The 15,500-nt window shown below is 68.3% G+C and carries 12 protein-coding genes, 1 tRNA gene and 1 pseudogene; 4 read left to right on the top strand and 10 right to left on the bottom strand.

Annotated features, from left to right (window positions below):
* Positions 1 to 340 precede the first annotated feature (340 nt).
* The gene (locus ACFVST_RS07210; RefSeq protein ID WP_390147707.1) at positions 341 to 1,282 is read left to right on the top strand and encodes a Yip1 family protein; all 942 of its coding nucleotides are present in this window, start codon (positions 341 to 343) and stop codon (positions 1,280 to 1,282) included.
* 77 nt (positions 1,283 to 1,359) lie between these two features.
* Here ACFVST_RS07210 and ACFVST_RS07205 read toward each other — a convergent pair whose 3' ends face one another.
* The 6 genes from ACFVST_RS07205 to dcd form a co-directional block, all read right to left on the bottom strand.
* Positions 1,360 to 1,773, bottom strand: a complete 414-nt coding sequence (locus tag ACFVST_RS07205; RefSeq protein ID WP_390147705.1) for a thiol-disulfide oxidoreductase DCC family protein — start codon at positions 1,771 to 1,773, stop codon at positions 1,360 to 1,362.
* A 7-nt stretch (positions 1,774 to 1,780) separates the two neighbouring features.
* Positions 1,781 to 3,070, bottom strand: coding sequence for an HTTM domain-containing protein (locus tag ACFVST_RS07200; protein WP_390147703.1), 1,290 nt, complete (start codon positions 3,068 to 3,070; stop codon positions 1,781 to 1,783).
* Position 3,071: 1 nt separating this feature from the next.
* Positions 3,072 to 3,887: a DUF5819 family protein gene (locus tag ACFVST_RS07195; protein ID WP_390147701.1), complete on the bottom strand. Its 816-nt coding sequence runs from the start codon at positions 3,885 to 3,887 to the stop codon at positions 3,072 to 3,074.
* 217 nt (positions 3,888 to 4,104) lie between these two features.
* Positions 4,105 to 4,818, bottom strand: coding sequence for a hypothetical protein (locus ACFVST_RS07190; protein WP_390147699.1), 714 nt, complete (start codon positions 4,816 to 4,818; stop codon positions 4,105 to 4,107).
* Between the two features lie 603 nt (positions 4,819 to 5,421).
* Positions 5,422 to 5,940 (bottom strand): phosphoribosyltransferase, encoded by a 519-nt coding sequence (locus ACFVST_RS07185; RefSeq protein ID WP_390147697.1) that lies wholly within the window; start codon positions 5,938 to 5,940, stop codon positions 5,422 to 5,424.
* Between the two features lie 55 nt (positions 5,941 to 5,995).
* Positions 5,996 to 6,571 carry a dCTP deaminase gene (gene dcd / locus ACFVST_RS07180; RefSeq protein WP_390147695.1) on the bottom strand — a complete coding sequence of 192 codons (576 nt, stop codon included), beginning with the start codon at positions 6,569 to 6,571 and terminating at the stop codon, positions 5,996 to 5,998.
* Between the two features lie 572 nt (positions 6,572 to 7,143).
* On the opposite strand from dcd, the gene ACFVST_RS07175 reads away from it, so the two are divergent.
* Positions 7,144 to 7,217, top strand: a tRNA-Gly gene (locus ACFVST_RS07175).
* 51 nt (positions 7,218 to 7,268) lie between these two features.
* Here ACFVST_RS07175 and ACFVST_RS07170 read toward each other — a convergent pair.
* The 3 genes and pseudogenes from ACFVST_RS07170 to ACFVST_RS07160 form a co-directional block, all read right to left on the bottom strand.
* Positions 7,269 to 8,450 (bottom strand): annotated as a pseudogene (locus tag ACFVST_RS07170) (tyrosine-type recombinase/integrase).
* Entirely contained in the window at positions 8,450 to 8,590 is a 141-nt protein-coding gene (locus tag ACFVST_RS07165) for a hypothetical protein (RefSeq protein WP_390147693.1), read from the bottom strand. Before ACFVST_RS07165 ends, ACFVST_RS07170 begins: the two are co-directional and overlap by 1 nt.
* 386 nt (positions 8,591 to 8,976) lie before the next feature.
* On the bottom strand, positions 8,977 to 9,528 hold the full coding sequence (locus tag ACFVST_RS07160) for an RICIN domain-containing protein (protein WP_390147691.1): 552 nt from the start codon (positions 9,526 to 9,528) through the stop codon (positions 8,977 to 8,979).
* 645 nt (positions 9,529 to 10,173) lie between these two features.
* Here ACFVST_RS07160 and ACFVST_RS07155 point away from each other — a divergent pair.
* Complete coding sequence (locus tag ACFVST_RS07155; protein WP_390147689.1) at positions 10,174 to 11,169, top strand: cutinase family protein; 996 nt, start codon at positions 10,174 to 10,176, stop codon at positions 11,167 to 11,169.
* A gap of 69 nt (positions 11,170 to 11,238) precedes the next feature.
* On the opposite strand, the gene ACFVST_RS07150 is transcribed toward ACFVST_RS07155, so the two are convergent.
* Positions 11,239 to 12,399 (bottom strand): hypothetical protein, encoded by a 1,161-nt coding sequence (locus ACFVST_RS07150; protein WP_390147687.1) that lies wholly within the window; start codon positions 12,397 to 12,399, stop codon positions 11,239 to 11,241.
* Positions 12,400 to 12,523: 124 nt separating this feature from the next.
* On the opposite strand from ACFVST_RS07150, the gene ACFVST_RS07145 reads away from it, so the two are divergent.
* Positions 12,524 to 15,391 carry a BTAD domain-containing putative transcriptional regulator gene (locus ACFVST_RS07145; protein ID WP_390147685.1) on the top strand — a complete coding sequence of 956 codons (2,868 nt, stop codon included), beginning with the start codon at positions 12,524 to 12,526 and terminating at the stop codon, positions 15,389 to 15,391.
* Positions 15,392 to 15,500: the final 109 nt, after the last annotated feature.

Below are 15,500 nucleotides of genomic sequence, written 5' to 3'. Positions count from 1 at the left end.
AACGGCAAGAAAAACGACGGCAAAGCCAAAGAATCCATCCAGGTCGTGGACGTCGCCCAACTCCTCCTCGACTCCGTCAAGACCCCGGCAGACCCTGCCGGTGCGGCGGACTCCGAGGGCGCTCCGGAGCCGGAACCGGTGAAGTAGCCACGCACCGTCCCGCCGAGGGGCCGCCAACTCCCCACCCCCCGAAGGGCGTTCAGCAGACCGTCCGGGGAGGGCCGACCCCTCCGGGTCACCCCCGCCGCACCCCCTAGGGGATGTCACAGCTCGGCCGCAATGGCACCCCCGTTTCCCCGGCCCCGCCCCCGCTTCCCGAGGACCAGGTACGTTCGAAGGCGTGGCTGGATTCAGGATCGGACGCGGCCGGGACAACCGCACCTCGCAGCAGCGACCGCAAAACGACCCGCGGCAGCGGCCGTACGGGCAGCAGGCCCCACCCCGCGGGCAGGCACCGTACGGCGGCCCCGCCGCGCCCCCGTACGGCAGGCCGGACGGCTATGGTCGGCCGGGCCCCGGGCAGGGCGGCGGCTATCCCCAGCAGGGACCCGGCGGCCAGTGGCCGCAGGCCGCCGGCGGCTATGACGAGCCGGAGTACTTCGGCGACGGCCGGCCCCCGCGCGGACCCGACCCGTACGCGGCGAACAACCCGGGCCACACCCAGGCGTTCTCCGTCGGCGAGGACCCGTACAGCCAGGGCGACACCTACCGGGCCGGGCAGGCCGCCGCGCCGCCCGTCGGGCCGCCGCTGCACTGGAAGCAGTTGCTGAGCGGTGTGGTACTGCGCCCGCAGCAGACCTATCTGCGGATGCGCGACTACACGATGTGGGGCCCCGCCCTCACCGTGACCTTCCTCTACGGCCTGCTCGCCGTCTTCGGCTTCGACGACGCCCGCCGGGACGCCATCAACGCCACCCTCTCCTCGGCCATCCCGATCGTGCTGACCACGGCCGTGGCGATCGTCCTCAGCTACTTCATCCTCGGTGTCGTCACCCACACCCTGGCCCGCCAGCTCGGCGGTGACGGCGCCTGGCAGCCGACCGTCGGCCTGTCCATGCTGATCGCCTGCCTCACGGACGCCCCGCGGCTGGTCTTCGCGATGTTCCTCAGCGGTGACCAGTCCCTGGTGCAGCTCCTCGGCTGGGCGACCTGGGTGGGGGCCGGCGCCCTGCTGACGATGATGGTGAGCCGCTCCCACGACCTTCCCTGGCCGAAGGCGCTCGGCGCCTCCGCGATCCAGTTGGTGGCGCTGCTGTCCATCGTCAAGCTCGGCACCTTCTGAGCGGTACGCGCAACGGTGAGGGCCTGGTGCTCGTCCCCCCGAGGGACGGGCACCAGGCCCTCACCGCGTCCGGCCCGCTACCGCTGCGGGCTCGGCGGTCCCGCGCCCACCCGGCAGGCCGTCGTGCCATCGGGCAGCTTGTGGCGGTTGGCCGCGACCAGCCGGTAGACACCGCGGGCGAACGGTCGGACGGGGGCGGTCAGCAGCAGACCGCCGAGGATGTGCCACCACCGGCCCCCGCCGCTCAGCAGCGCCTTCGCCAGAGCGCTGGAACCGCCGTACACGGTGCCCGTCGGGGTGACCCACAGCACCTCCCGCCGCGCCCGCCGCTCGGTGGCGCCGAGTGCGTCGAGGTTGGTGAACTGCCAAGCGACGACAGTGCAGTTGGGCCGCGCCCGATGTTCGACGAAGCGGACCGAGGCGGCGCAGAAACCGCAGTCGCCGTCGTAGACGAGCAGCGGCCGGAGCCGGGTGGGGTGGGGGTCGTCCATGGCAGGTTCACGCACTTTCGAGGCACTGCCCGCCGGTGTGCCGTCCCGACCGCTCGCGGAACCGCTGTACCAGTCCCGCGCACCGGCCCTCGGTGCACAGGAGGAGGGCGGTCGGCAGGAAGACCGCGTCGCTGACGATCATCGCGAGGGAGAGGAAGGGGATGCCGAGGATGAGCGCGATCCCGAGGTGTTCCAGGATCATGATCGCCAGCAGCACGTTCTTGACCCTGCGGTACATGAGCGTGAACGGGAACGAGATCTGCATGATGACCGTGGCGTAGCAGAGCACGAAGACCAGCAGCATGTTCGCCGAGAAGAGTTCGGTCAGCCACGGCCAGGGGCGGAAGAGGTCCAGGTGCATCGCGTAGTAGACCGCGCTGCCGTCCTGCCACTTCGTGCCCTGGCTCTTGTACAGGCCCGCCGAGGCGTAGATGAAGCAGACCTGCACGGCGATGACCAGCATCGCGCAGTTGTGCAGCATGGCGCCGCCGGAGTCCAGCAGCGAGCGCACCGCGTGCCGGGGAGCCCACCGGTTGCCGGCGAACCACAGGCCCTGTACGGCCCACATCACCCAGAACACCCCGAGCCAGCCGTCCCAGTGCGCGAACGACGCCCACAGCAGCGGCGGCGCGAGGACGGCCCATAGCGCGACCCCGGCCCGGTCCTGCCGCGCCTCCCCGGCGCGCAGTCCGCGGCGGCGGGCGTCCAGGGACCAGACCTGGCCGCAGCGGGTGAAGACCAGGTACACCGCCATGATGCGGATGATGTCGTCACCGGCGTCGCCCACGAAGGGGCTGCGGTTCTCGATCGCGAGCACCCCCACCATGAAGAGCACCGCGATGGCGCGGGTCCGCCAGCCCAGCATGAGCAGCACACCGGCCGCGATCGCCCCGATATACACGAATTCGAACCACAACCGGCCATCCATCCAGGTCAGCACGGTGAATGCGTGGGTATCCCCGATAAGAGCCCTGGACATGGGCAGCGACCACGGATTGCGCTCACCGTAGAGCACCCCGCGGTTCGGCCATTCCCGCAGCAGATAACAGGTGAAGAAGAATCCGTATCCGATCCGGATGACCGCGGCCTGGTACGGAGAATGGGTGCGGCAGGCGAAAGCGATGAACCGCGACAGTTTCCCGACGAGACGTTCGCCCAGCCCGGCCCGGGGGACGGGAGACTCGGTCGCCGGCGGCTGTGACACCGGGGCCGACGGCGGCCGGGCCGCGGTGACGCCGTCCACGGGAGACTTGGGCGCCGGAACAGCGACCGCCACCGCCTTGCGATTTTCGTTCACGTCACAGCTCCTTGTAGAACTTCGCCTCGACCGGCCACCACGGCAGAATCCTGTACGTCGTCGTGTCCGGTGCCTTCTGCCCTTTCCATTTCGGCGGGGAAACGGCGACGGTACGACTGGCGAGTTGGATACCGACGATCTGCTCACCGTTCCACCGGCGGCCGAAGCTCTGCAGCGCGAGTCGCGTCAGATATTCCGTGGAAAGCTCACTGCGCATACCGTTCGTCGGCTTTTCCTTCTGATTGTGCGTCTGTGTATAGAAATCCCAGGACCGGCGCAGCACGTTCTGGTCCAGATGACTGGGGACCAGATTGTGTCTCATGGCCTGGACATGCGGGTATGAGAGATTTTCCCAACCCCATGTGTGCCGGGTGCCGTCGCTTCCGAGCGTCTTCACCCGTGCACCGATCGCCACGTTCTGGGCCAGCGGGTTGGGGGCGAACATCTGCCAGCCCTGCCCGAATTCCGGATAGATATAGCCGTTGATCGACTTCTGATACTTCTGCGTCACGGAACTGTCCGGCGCAAGAGTCAGGAAAACCATGCCGATGTGCCAGACCGCCGCGCCCAGCAGAACAACGGCCGCAACCGCCAGCACCGCCAGAGATTTCGTGAGCCGAACGGGCCTGCCGGCATCCCGCCCCTCTCCTTCGGCCGGGGGTACGCTGCCCTCAGCGTCCTTTTCGGGAGTGGCGGACGATTCGACGTGTTCCGCTGCCGGGCCGGACTCCTCTGACACACCAGGCGATTCACCTGGAACGCCGGATTTCCCGGACGGCGCGGAGTCGACCGTCGTCTTCGTGAACTGCTCCATCATGATCCTCGTGATCTGCCGTCTCACCGGCATGTGCATCGGCGGAGAGCCGAGCGCCGCTTCGGTACCTCGCGTACGGCGGGCGCCCCGGCGTCGCCCCTCAGGACGACACCAGGGCCCCCTGCCCCTTGCCGACGCCCCTAGATGACGGCCGCAATTTCAGCGGCAACCACCGACAGGGGCCTCAAGCCACAGGGGCCGACGTCAACAGGCGACCCTGTCAGCCGTTCTGGTTGTTCTGGCCATTCTGGTTGTTCTGGCCGTTGCCATTGTTCTGGCCGTTGCCGTTGTTCTGGCCATTTCCGTTGTTCTGGCCGTTGCCATTGTTCTGACCGTTGCCATTGTTCTGGCCGTTCTCGTTGTTGGCGTTGTTCTCGCCATTCTCGTTGTTCTGATTGTTCTCGTTGTTCTGGTTGTTCTCGCCGTTCTCGTTGTTGGCGTTATTCTCGCCGTTTTCGTTGTTCTCGTTGTTGGCGTTGTTCTCGTTGTTGGCGTTGTTCTCGTTGTTGGCGTTGTTCTCGTTGTTGGCGTTGTTCTCGTTGTTGGCGTTGTTCTCGTTGTTCTCGTTATTGGCGTTGTTCTCGTGGTTCTCGTGGTTCTCGTGGTTCTCGTTGTTGGCGTTGTTGCCCCCGATGATCCCAATGGGGATCAGGGTCACCGTCGGGTTGAACGTCGCGTTCTGGGTGCAGTACCCGAAGGTGCCGCCCTTGCAGTTGTGGTCCAGGTTCACGGACGTGGAGTTGTGCACGTTGCCGTGCCCCCCGCCCTTGTGACCCTTGCCGTCGTGCCCCTTGCCGTCGTGGCCCTTGCCATCGTGGGTGGGGGGAGTGAACGCTCGGTGGGAGGGGAGAACGGACGGGTTGGCAAGCGCAACGCCGCCGAGGGACAGGGCCCCGGTCACGAGCCCTACAACGAGGCCCCGGAAAGCCTTCATCAGTGAACTACCTTTCGCTGTTCGTGGTTCAGAAGCAGCCCAAATCCTTCAACCTTTCGGCAGGGTAGAGGTAGGGAAACACGCAGGGAATGGTGACCCACATGCCGTAATAGGCGGGGCACTTTCACTCACCCGGGCTTACGTCAACCTTATTAAAATGGTTGACTCCGATTGACGGCGAACCCACGCCCCCTCGGCGATATGCGCGCAGAGTACACGCGACCACACACCCCGCCACATCAGCCGAATGGCGCCAGAAAAGAAAACAGGGACCACGAACGCGAGTTCCCCAAGAAAAATGATCGAGGAAATTCTATTTCCCGCACACGCCGTCAACGTGGCGACAACGAATTGCGTGATCAACCTGTCCACGGAAAAGCAGGCAGTATTCGCGGCCCCACGGGCGTGAGCGGGTACGGCGAAGGAGCGGAGGAGGACAGGGAGAGAGAAAGGGGAAGGAGGGGAGAGGGAGAGCCGGGCCGGCGTCGGGCGGCCACGTGGTCTCGACGGTCACGCAGCCGGCGCGTCGGCCGCGTGGGCAGCGGACGCGCCGGGCGCTCAGAATCCGTCAACTGGCGCCGGACGGCGCCGAGTCGGGGAGGCTCAGAGAGCGTCCTTGGAGGGCGTGATCGGCGTACCGGCCTTGCGGACGGGCGGCAGCACAGACCACGGGAAGTTGATCCACTGGTCGGTCCGCTTCCACACGTACTCGCACTTCACCAGGGAGTGCGGCTTCTCGTAGATGACGGCGGAGCGCACCTCGGCGACCGTGTCGAGGCAGAAGTCGTGCACCAGCTTCAGCGTCTTGCCGGTGTCCGCGACGTCGTCCGCGATCAGCACCTTCTTGTCGGTGAAGTCGATCGCGTTCGGCACCGGCGCCAGCATCACCGGCATGTCGAGCGTGGTGCCCACACCGGTGTAGAACTCGACGTTCACCAGGTGGATGTTCTTGCAGTCCAGCGCGTACGCGAGGCCGCCGGCGACGAAGACGCCGCCGCGGGCGATGGAGAGGACTATGTCCGGCTGGTAGTCGTCGTCGGCGATGGTCTGCGCCAGCTCCCGGACGGCGGTGCCGAAGGTCTCGTAGGTGAGGTTCTCGCGCGCGGTGCCGCTGCTGCTCATGTGGTACTCGGTTCCGTGGTCTCGGCCGGGCCCGGCGGCCCGGGGTCGGGGGTGCTCACACCTGCGTCCGGTGGAAGTTCAGGTACGAACGCGAGGCGGTCGGCCCGCGCTGGCCCTGGTAGCGGGAGCCGTAACGCTCCGAGCCGTAGGGGTGCTCGGCCGGCGAGGTCAGCCGGAACATGCAGAGCTGGCCGATCTTCATGCCCGGCCACAGCTTGATCGGCAGCGTCGCCAGATTCGACAGCTCCAGCGTGACGTGCCCGGAGAAACCGGGGTCGATGAAACCGGCCGTAGAGTGCGTCACCAGACCGAGCCGCCCCAGGCTGGACTTGCCCTCCAGCCGCGAGGCGAGATCGTCGGGCAGCGTGATCACCTCGTAGGTGGAGGCCAGCACGAACTCGCCGGGATGCAGGATGAACGGCTCGTCCCCGTCCGGCTCCACCTGCCGCGTCAGGTCCGTCTGCTCCACGGAGGGGTCGATGTGCGGGTAGCGGTGGTTCTCGAACACCCGGAAATAGCGGTCGAGCCGCACATCGATACTGGAGGGCTGCACCATCGACTCGTCGTACGGATCGATCCGTACCCGTCCGGCGTCGATCTCGGCCCGGATGTCCTTGTCTGAGAGAAGCACGCCCCGAGGATACGCAGAGCGCGCGGCGCCCTCGCAATCAGTCCACTGCGACAACCCCGCGCGCCACGGACGCCGAACGCCCGCCTACCGCTCTCGCTCCGCTACTTCTACTCCCGCTCCTACCGCTTTCCGGCGGGGACCGGTACGGCGTTGCGGAGGCGATGGCACCTCGGACAGCGGATGAGCCTTCCGGGCCCGAGCCGATCGGCCTGCTGCATCGGGAACGAAGCGGTGCTGAACACGTGCCCCTCGGCACAACGGACGACGGTGTACTGCTGCATCAAGTCGTCGAGTCCCTTCCCCACGAACCGAACTGGTGACAACAAAAGCCACGTTACGGGATGAAAGAGACGCCTCTCCAGACGGCACTCCGACTCCCACCACCACTCCGGCCACCCCTCACGCTACGCCCCAACTCCCGCCCCCCACACAGGGGTCCACCCCGTTCCGCCCTTGCCCTCCATCCCACCAAACCACCCCAAGCCCACACGAAAGCCCCCGGCCTGAGCACCGGGGGCCAGCGATGGGGTAGAGTACGCGACGTTACGTAACCGGTTCATCCGGTCCGTTTCGCGGGTGTAGTTTAATGGTAGAACATCAGCTTCCCAAGCTGAGAGCGCGAGTTCGATTCTCGTCACCCGCTCCATTGTTAAGGCCCAGGTCAATGACCCGGGCCTTGTTTGTTGTCTAGTCCAATTCAGTCGTCGCGTGCCAGATCCGTGCCAGATGCTTGATCATCTGGTTTCTGTGCCACGGTCCGTGCCACGGCACCGCGGGCCTTCCGTACGCTGCGATCGAGCATTCCGGCCACCTCTTGCTGCCTCTCCTCCTCCGAGTGCTGGTAGATCATCGCGGCCTTCTCCGAGGACTGCCCCGCACGGACCATCGTGTCCTTGAGCGTCGCACCGGACCGGGTCGACAGGGTGTGGCCGGTGTGGCGGAGATCGTAGAACCGAAAGTTGTCCGGCAGTCCGACGACCACCCGGGCCTTGCGCCAGTACCGCCCGAAGGTGCTCCGGCGGAACGGGGCTCCCTTCTCCCCGACGAAAAGGAGGCCATCCGGCTCCTTCTCGGCGAACCACTGCACATGGCGGCGCAGCTCCGGCAGGACGAAGTCCGGTAGGTACACGGTCCGCCTGCCCCCCTCGACTTGGGATCGCCGGTGACCCTCCTGCCGTTCGTCAGCTCCGGGGACGCCTGAGTGATGCGGAGGGAGCCTTCGTCGAGGTCGACGCTGCGGCAGCGGAGCTCGGCCAGTTCCTCCGGGCGGAGGGAGGCGAAGGCGCCGAGCAGGACCATGAGCCGCCAGCGCGGGCCCAGGGCATCGGCCAGGTCGAAGACCTGCTCCACGGTGGCGGTGGGTCGCTCGTCGGCGTCCTCCCGGCCGGCGCCCTTGATGCGGCACGGGTTGGCCCGCAGGAGTTCGTCGTCGACCGCGGTCCGCAGGATCGCCTTGAGTAACCGGTACGACTTGTCGACCGTGGTGGCACCGGTCGCCTTGAGCCGCTCGGCCCGCCAGGTGCGGACGGAGGGCGGCGTGATCTCGTCGAGGTCCACGGAGCCGAAGACGGGCAGCAGGTGCAGGTGCAGCAGGCCGCCGTAGCGGTCGGCCGTGGTCGGTGCCAGACCGCGCTCCTTCATCCAACGGGCCGCGTACTCCTGGAAGTTGATCGCGTCGGCGTCCGGTTCGGTCCAGTGCCCGCGTTCGATCTCGGCCCGGACGAGGTGAGCCAGGCCTGCGCGTCGGTCTTCGTGTCGAAGGTATCGGGGGCAGTGTGGCGCTCCCCGTCCGGGCAGACGTACCGGGCCTGCCATCGCCTGGAGGGAGTCGGCGCGCCGTGCCGAACTCGCGGCGGTGCTGGGGCTTGCGTGCTGCCATCAAGCCGCCTTCCCGTACGGGACATTGGCGTGGGTGCCGGTGCGGATACGGCGGCGGGGCGGTTCGACGGGGCGGGCCTCGGCGTACTCGGTGACGGCGCTCTCCGGGATGCGTACCGGGCGGCCGGGCAGAGATCGCACCTTGGCCCGGCGCTGCGATTTCGCCGCTGCGCGGCGAACACCTCGCCCAGGCCGCCGCGAAGGGCGCCGTCCGCGCCGACATCGAGCCGTGGCTCAGCAGCCGACTGCCGTTCGGCACCGTCAACTCTCTGATCGAGTGGTACGACGCGGGCTGCGGCCGCTCCGTCGCCTACCTCGCCCGCGGTCTCACCACCATCGTCCTTGACGGCCTCCGCACCTGCCGCTGACCAGCCGAATCGGGGAGATCAAGTAAGAGCGGGCGACCGAGACACGCCGTTCAGCGCCGGTCGACGGCCGGCTCTTGCACGAACAGTGACGCCGACGCGCCCGGCCCGCGCGGTGCGCGGGCCGGGCACAGGCTGGTCATCTCCTGGGCCTCGGCGGCCTCAGTAGAGCGGGTTGATGGACCACCGCTGCTTGGCGATGTTCGTGTCGGGCTCCAAGACCACCACTTCGTAGCTCCGGTTGCCGTGGTAGGGCGCGAGCACCTGACGCGAGGCAACCGAGGTGATCTTGTAGGTGCCGAAACCGCTGGGCGTCAGCCACCACTGGAATTCCGGCGTGTAATTGCACGTCCACTGTTCCACACGGGTCTTGCCACCGTACGGCTTCCCCGGCTTGAGGCACTTTCCGGTCTTCGTGTTGCGAATGATTTTGGAACCGCCGCCGACGGACTCGAATGTCCAGTTGTCGCCGCCGCGCGCGAGGGACGGATCAAAGGTCACGATATGGATGCCGTCACGCGGATTGTTGCCGTAGTAGTACGGCATCAGGCTGCCGCCGGTCTGGTAGTTGACGATGCGCTGAGGGGGACCGTCGGCGGCGGTGGCGGAGCCTGCCGTCAATCCGCCGAGCAGAGCTGTGAGCAGGCCGAGGACGAGCAGGAGCCGGTTGGCTGAGCGTTTCATCAAAAGAAATGCCTCGTTTCTGTGCTGCATGGGGGGATGAAATGCGCGGCGCTTTCAGAAAAACAGCGCGGTGCACCATGAGACTAAAGAAGTCCCGGCCTCTCAGCAGCAGTTCACAACGTCTTTCATTCGATCAGGTATCAACGGCAATTCCAAACCGTCGCGTTGCGGTGAACGGCCCGGTGCAGTGGCGCGGAAAGGTAGCGAATGCCCGGCGTCCGCGCCCCTCCTCGGTACGGAACACCTGTCTCCCGCCGTACCGACCGTGCCCCCTCCCGACCGGTGGGCGTGGGCGTCCACGTCCGCTGGCGCCCTGGCCTTCTCGGTGAACCGCCGTACCTGGTGGCGTAGTTCGGACAGTTCCTCCGGGCGGAGGGAGGCGAGGCGAGGCGATGGCGCCGGGGGGGAGCATGAGGCGCGCCGGCGCTCGCCCCCTTGGCGTAGGCCAAGTTGGGGCCCGCTCGGCGAGGTCGGGTTCGGGGGATGAAATGACGATGAAATCGGGGGGTGGGGCGGAATCTGGGTTGTTTCTGCATTGACGGGGCATCGTCGCGCGGTGATTATTTCTGCCGTATCGGGGCTCGACTGAGCGGAGCCCGTTCATTCTCTGTGCCATCACCCGCATGTTCTCGGACGTGCGGGTGATGGCACGTGCGGAAGGAAAGGCATGGTGAAATGCGTTTATTGAAAAAAGCGGGTCTGGCGCTGACGGCAGTCGCGCTGCTCGCCGGTGGGACGGGAACTGCCGCGGTCGCGGCGCCCTCCTCCGGTCGGACCGTGGCCGAGGACTGCAGTCACCTCTATCTCCTGACGGACGGCAGGGGCAGGGGGCTCACCGGCAAGACGTGGGACGACGCGCATACGACCGTACCCGCGGGCGCGCGCACGGAGAAGTTCCTCTACATGGACGGGATCGTCCCGGGCGTGCATCCGCACAGCCTTGACGAGACCAGGCGGGTGGCGGACCCGGCGCTCGCGAAGCGGGTCGTCGACTTCCACAACGCCTGCCCGGGGTCGAGGATCACGCTGGTCGGCTACTCGTTCGGGGCGCTGATCTCCGGTGACGCGCTGGAGCTGCTCGCCCAGAAGAACGAGGTGCCGAAGAACCTGCTCAACGGCATCCTGATCGCCGACCCGCGGCGTGCGGTCGCCCAGCACCCCGTCCACGGGCCCGCCGGCGGCATCATGTCCGTCGCCCCCGACGGTCCCGGGATGCACACCCCCGGTGCCCGTGACTTCAAGGGCATCAAGGTGGCGAGCATCTGCCGCGAGGACGACGTCGTCTGTGACGCCGCCAACCCGATCTCCAACGCGGTGGCGTTCACCGGCGAGTTGCAGCGGCTCGGCGACGCGCACGGCGACTACGGCGGGGGCGGCGGTCGTAACGAGCCCAACTACTGGGCCAACCCGGCCGTCGCGGAGAACGTCGGCGACCTGGTGCTCCCGGCCGCGCCCAAGCGGAAGCTCGACTGGGGCGGGCCTGCCTTCCCCATACCGATGCCCCGGGAGATTCTGAACAACAACCCGGTCTACAAGGGCGTGATGGACGGCCTGTCGCAGTCGGGGGATGCGATCGCCTGGGCCAAGGTGCTGGACTCCTTCGGGCTGCCCGGCTCCAAGATCGTGAATGGTCTCTGGCAGATCATCGAGGGTGCCGGCGCCGGCTGGTGACCTTCTGATTCCGTGGCCCGCGTCGTTCCCCGGACGCGGGCCACGGTCATGTGCGTGGGCTTACTTCCCTTACTTCCCCTGTTCTTTCTCTTTTTGCTTTTTCTCCCTTTCCTTCTCCTTGTCCTTGTCGGTGCTTCTTATCGCCGGCCAGGAACCCGGGTAGCCGGGGGTGGCGCCGTTTTGGATGTCTTCGCCGACCCTTCTGTTGACTTCCGGGTCAGTGGCGTGTTCGAGCACCTTTTTGGCGATTGTTATCGGAATCGGTGTTTTCTTGGGCGGGAGCGGGGCGTCCACGATGGCCTGGTGGAGTTTTCTCAGCCACTCGTCATCGTCGTGCGGTTTCGGAGAGCTCGGTTGTTCCGGTGACGGCGGGACTTCGTACATGCCGTCATGGTTGAGCTCGGGTACCGCCATTCCCGGGTCGTGGTCCCATGACGTCGTGTCCAACATGTGCGGATCGCCGTCCCACGGGGTGGTGTCCAACATGCCGTCGTCGATGCCGTGGTCGTCGAGCGTGATCATCGACTGGGTGGGGCTCGGCGAGGAGTGGTACGGCCGGTCCTGGTCGTTCGGCTCGATTCCGACGCCGGTTGCGGCGTCGCCCGGGTCGGATTCGGCCGTCGACGGATCCTGGCCTGTCTCCTGGGCGCCGTCGGGGCTTGTGCCGGGCTCCACCGGGGGCGATCCGTCCTGGTAGCCGCCGGGTGAGTGGGGCTCAGGCTGCGGGTCCTCAGCCGGCGGGGCCTGGTCCTGGGCGGGAGGTGGCGCGGGGGCATCGGCCGCGGGCGGGGGGTTGTCGGCCGGGGGCTGCTGGGGCTGCGGGCCCTGCTCCTGGACGGGGGGTGGCGCCGGGGCATCGGCCGCGGGCGGCGGGTTGTCGGCGGGCGGCGCTTGATTCGACAGGCTCTCGTCGGGTGCCAGTTGGTCGGCTGGGGAGCCGTCCATCTGGCCGGCGTCCGCATCGGAATTCTGCTCGCCCGGTCCGTCCACCGACTGCGATTCGACCGGGCCCGGGTCCGCGGCGGTCGCCGTACCGGCCGCGGACAGTGACATGCCCAGTACGGCGACGCCGGTGGTGAGCGCCAGCGCCACCGGGCCCCTGCGGGTTCGTTTGCGATGCCTGCCTGTCATCGGGTTCTCCTCAGTGCTGTTGTGGCGCCCTTCAGTGCTTTTGCGGCGCCCGGTGCTGATGTGGCGCCCCATGCTTGTCAGGCCGAGATTGCTGGTCAACCGGCGAAGACCCCGGTTTCATCAGGGTTTCATCGCCGTCTCACCGCCTCGTCCACCGTCGTCTCACCGGCCGTTCCGGCCCCCGGGCGCGGGAGATGAACTACGTTGTTCGAAAACTGCGGGGGTGGTCGCCATCGGGAACGGCCGGTTGCGGTTCTGTGTGCTCGGGCCGATGCGGGCCTGGAACGACGGTGCCGAGGCGACGCTGGGGCCGAGCCGTCAGCAGGCGGTGCTGGCGGCGCTGGTGTTGCGGCCCCACATCACGCGCTCGATCCCGGACCTGCTCGCCGCGGTGTGGGGCGGGGACCCGCCGGCCAGTGGGCGCAACGTCGTCTCCGTGTACATGTACCGGCTGCGGGCCGCGCTGCGTGCGGTCGGCGCGACCGACGAGGTGATCCGGGGCTCGCGCGGCGGATACCAGTTCACCGGGGATGCCGAGGTGGACGCGACCCTGCTGGACGAGTTGCTGGAGCAGGCGCGGACCGCGGAACAGCTCACCGACGCCGAGGCCCTGCTCACCAAGGCCACCGCGCTGTTCATCGGTGAGCCGCTCGCCGGGCTGCCCGGCCCGCACGCCGCGGCGGAGCGGCAGCGGCTGCGCGACCGGAGCCTGACCGCGTGGCGTGCGCTCGCCGAACTCTGGCTGCGCCAGCAACGGCCCACCGAGGCGGTCGACCTGCTGACCCGGCTGGTCGCCGAGAACCCGTACGACGAGCCGATGGTGGCGCTGCTGATGCGTGCCCACCACTGCGGCGGTTGGGCCACCGACGCGCTGCGGGACTACCGCGACCTGCGCGAACGTATGGTCGGCGACCTCGGTGTGGAGCCCGGCAGTGAGCTGCGTGCCCTGCATCAGGCGGTGTTGCGCCAGGACCACGCGGCCATCGGCGGGCGGGCCGTGGCGATGGTCGCGGGTCAGCGGGTGCGCAATGAACTCCCCCCGGACATACCGCAATTGGGGGGCCGCGACGCTGAAGTCGAAGCGCTGCGGGCGTACTTGAGTACCAACACCTCCGACGCACCACGTGTGGTGGCCGTGATCGGGATCGCCGGGGTCGGCAAGTCCGCGCTGGTGGTGCATATCGCGCATCTGCTCGCCTCGTCCTTCCCGTCCGGTGCCCTCTTCCTCGACCTGCACGGTCACACCCCCGGCCGGGAACCGCTCGACTCGGCCGACGGGCTGCACCGGCTGCTGCGTGCGGTGGGCGTCGACGAACGCGACATCCCGGACGACCTGGACGAGCGGGCGGCGTTGTGGCGTGCGGCCACCGCGGACGCCAAGTTGCTGCTGGTGCTGGACAACGCCGCCTCCCGCGAGCAGATCCGGTTGCTGCTGCCGGGCGGCGCGGGCTGCCGCGTACTGGTGACCAGCCGCGCCCGGCTCGCCGACCTGGACCCGGACGAGCAGGTCACCCTGCGCGCGCTGCCCGAGGCGTCGGCGTCGGCGTTGCTCGGTGGGCTGGTCGGGCAGGACCGGGCGGACGCCGAACCGGACGCCGTGCTTGAGGTGGCCCGGTTGTGCGGCGGGCTGCCGCTCGCCGTGCGGATCGCCGCCGCCCGGCTCCGCAATCGTCCGGAGTGGACCTTCGGGCACCTGGCGGGGAAGCTCGCCGACGGCAGGCGCAGACTCACCGAACTCGGCGTCGGTGACCGCACGGTGGCGGCGGCGTTCGCGTTGTCGTACAGCCGGCTGCCCGCGGCGGAACAGCGGGTGTTCCGGCTGCTCGGCGAGGTCCCCGGCATCGCGCCCGACCGCTACAGCGTCGCGGTGCTCGCGCAGATCCGTCCCGAGACCGCGGAACGGCTGCTGGAGAACATCGTCGACGCGAGCCTGCTGGACGCGGTGTCGATCGACCGCTACCGGCTGCACGACCTGGCCGCCGACTACACCAGGCAACTTGCCGAGGCGCAGCCGGAACCTGACGCCCCCGGCAGGCTTCTCCGCTACCGGCTCACCGCCGTCGAGGCCGCCACGGCGCTGCTCACCGGTGCGGGGCGGGACGTGCCGGACGATGTGCCGTTCCGGGATATGGAAAGCGCGGCGGAGTGGTTCGTCAACAGCCGGATCGGGCTGGCCGAAGCCGTGGACCACGCGGCACGCACCGGCCACGCGGACACGGCCGCCGACATCGCGGTGGCCGCCGCCCGCCCGTACGCCATGCGGTCCTGGTTCGGCGACATCCTCCGGATGCACGAGGTCGCGCTGGCCGCGTCGACCGACCGGCACCGGTCCCTCAAGTTGCTGGTCGGGCTGGCCAATGTGCACGGCCTGCGCGGCGCCTACCAGCAAGGATGGGACTGCTTCGACCGGGCGCACGTCCTCGCCGAGGAGCTCCGCCTCCCGTACTACACCGCTGTGGCACTGGGCGGGATGGGCGCGTGCGCCGTGTCCCTCGGCCGGTACCGGCAGGCCGCCGGGCACCTCGGCGCAGCACTCGACGTCGCGGAACGGCACGGTCTGACCCAGCTCACCGGCGGTGTGCTCGCCAACTTGGGTGTGCTCAACGGCAAGTTGGGCAGACACGACCTCGCACTCGACCATATGCGTGCCGCGGTGGCCGTGGCCGTACGGCGCCAGGACCCACTCGAACAGACAAGGTCGACCTGCGAGCTCGGTGTGCTGCTGTGCGACATCGGCGCGACCGAGGAGGCCGCCGCCGTCCTGAACGAGACCCTCGACCTGGCCCGGCGCACCGGCGACAACGTCTCGCGGGCCCTCGCCCTGGCCCACCTGGGTTCCGTGGCCCACCAGAACGGCGACCTCGACACCGCGATCGCCCGGCAGACCTCCGCCCTGGACGCCGTCGACGCCGACGCCGTCGACACGGTCGTCGAGATCCGCAACCGCCTCGGCGACACCTGCCTGGCCGCAGGCAGAACAACCGAGGCCCGCGAGCAGTACCGCACCACCATCGAACTGACCGACAAGGCCCCCAACCCCAACGCCCGCGCCCACGCCCTGGGGGGGCTGGCGCAGTGCGGGCGGGACTGACCGGGGGGGCACACTTGCGGACCTCCACCCTCCCGTGACGCGCCATCAGGTCCGGACGGTGATATAGCCGCCGATATCGGATAGGGGGCGGCGGCGCGCAGGGCTGCGA

The organism is Streptomyces sp. NPDC058045 (genome assembly GCF_042885635.1).
GTDB lineage: Bacteria > Actinomycetota > Actinomycetes > Streptomycetales > Streptomycetaceae > Streptomyces.
The sequence above is the reverse complement of the archived record's forward strand: the minus strand, read 5'-3'. Positions and strand labels throughout refer to the sequence as shown.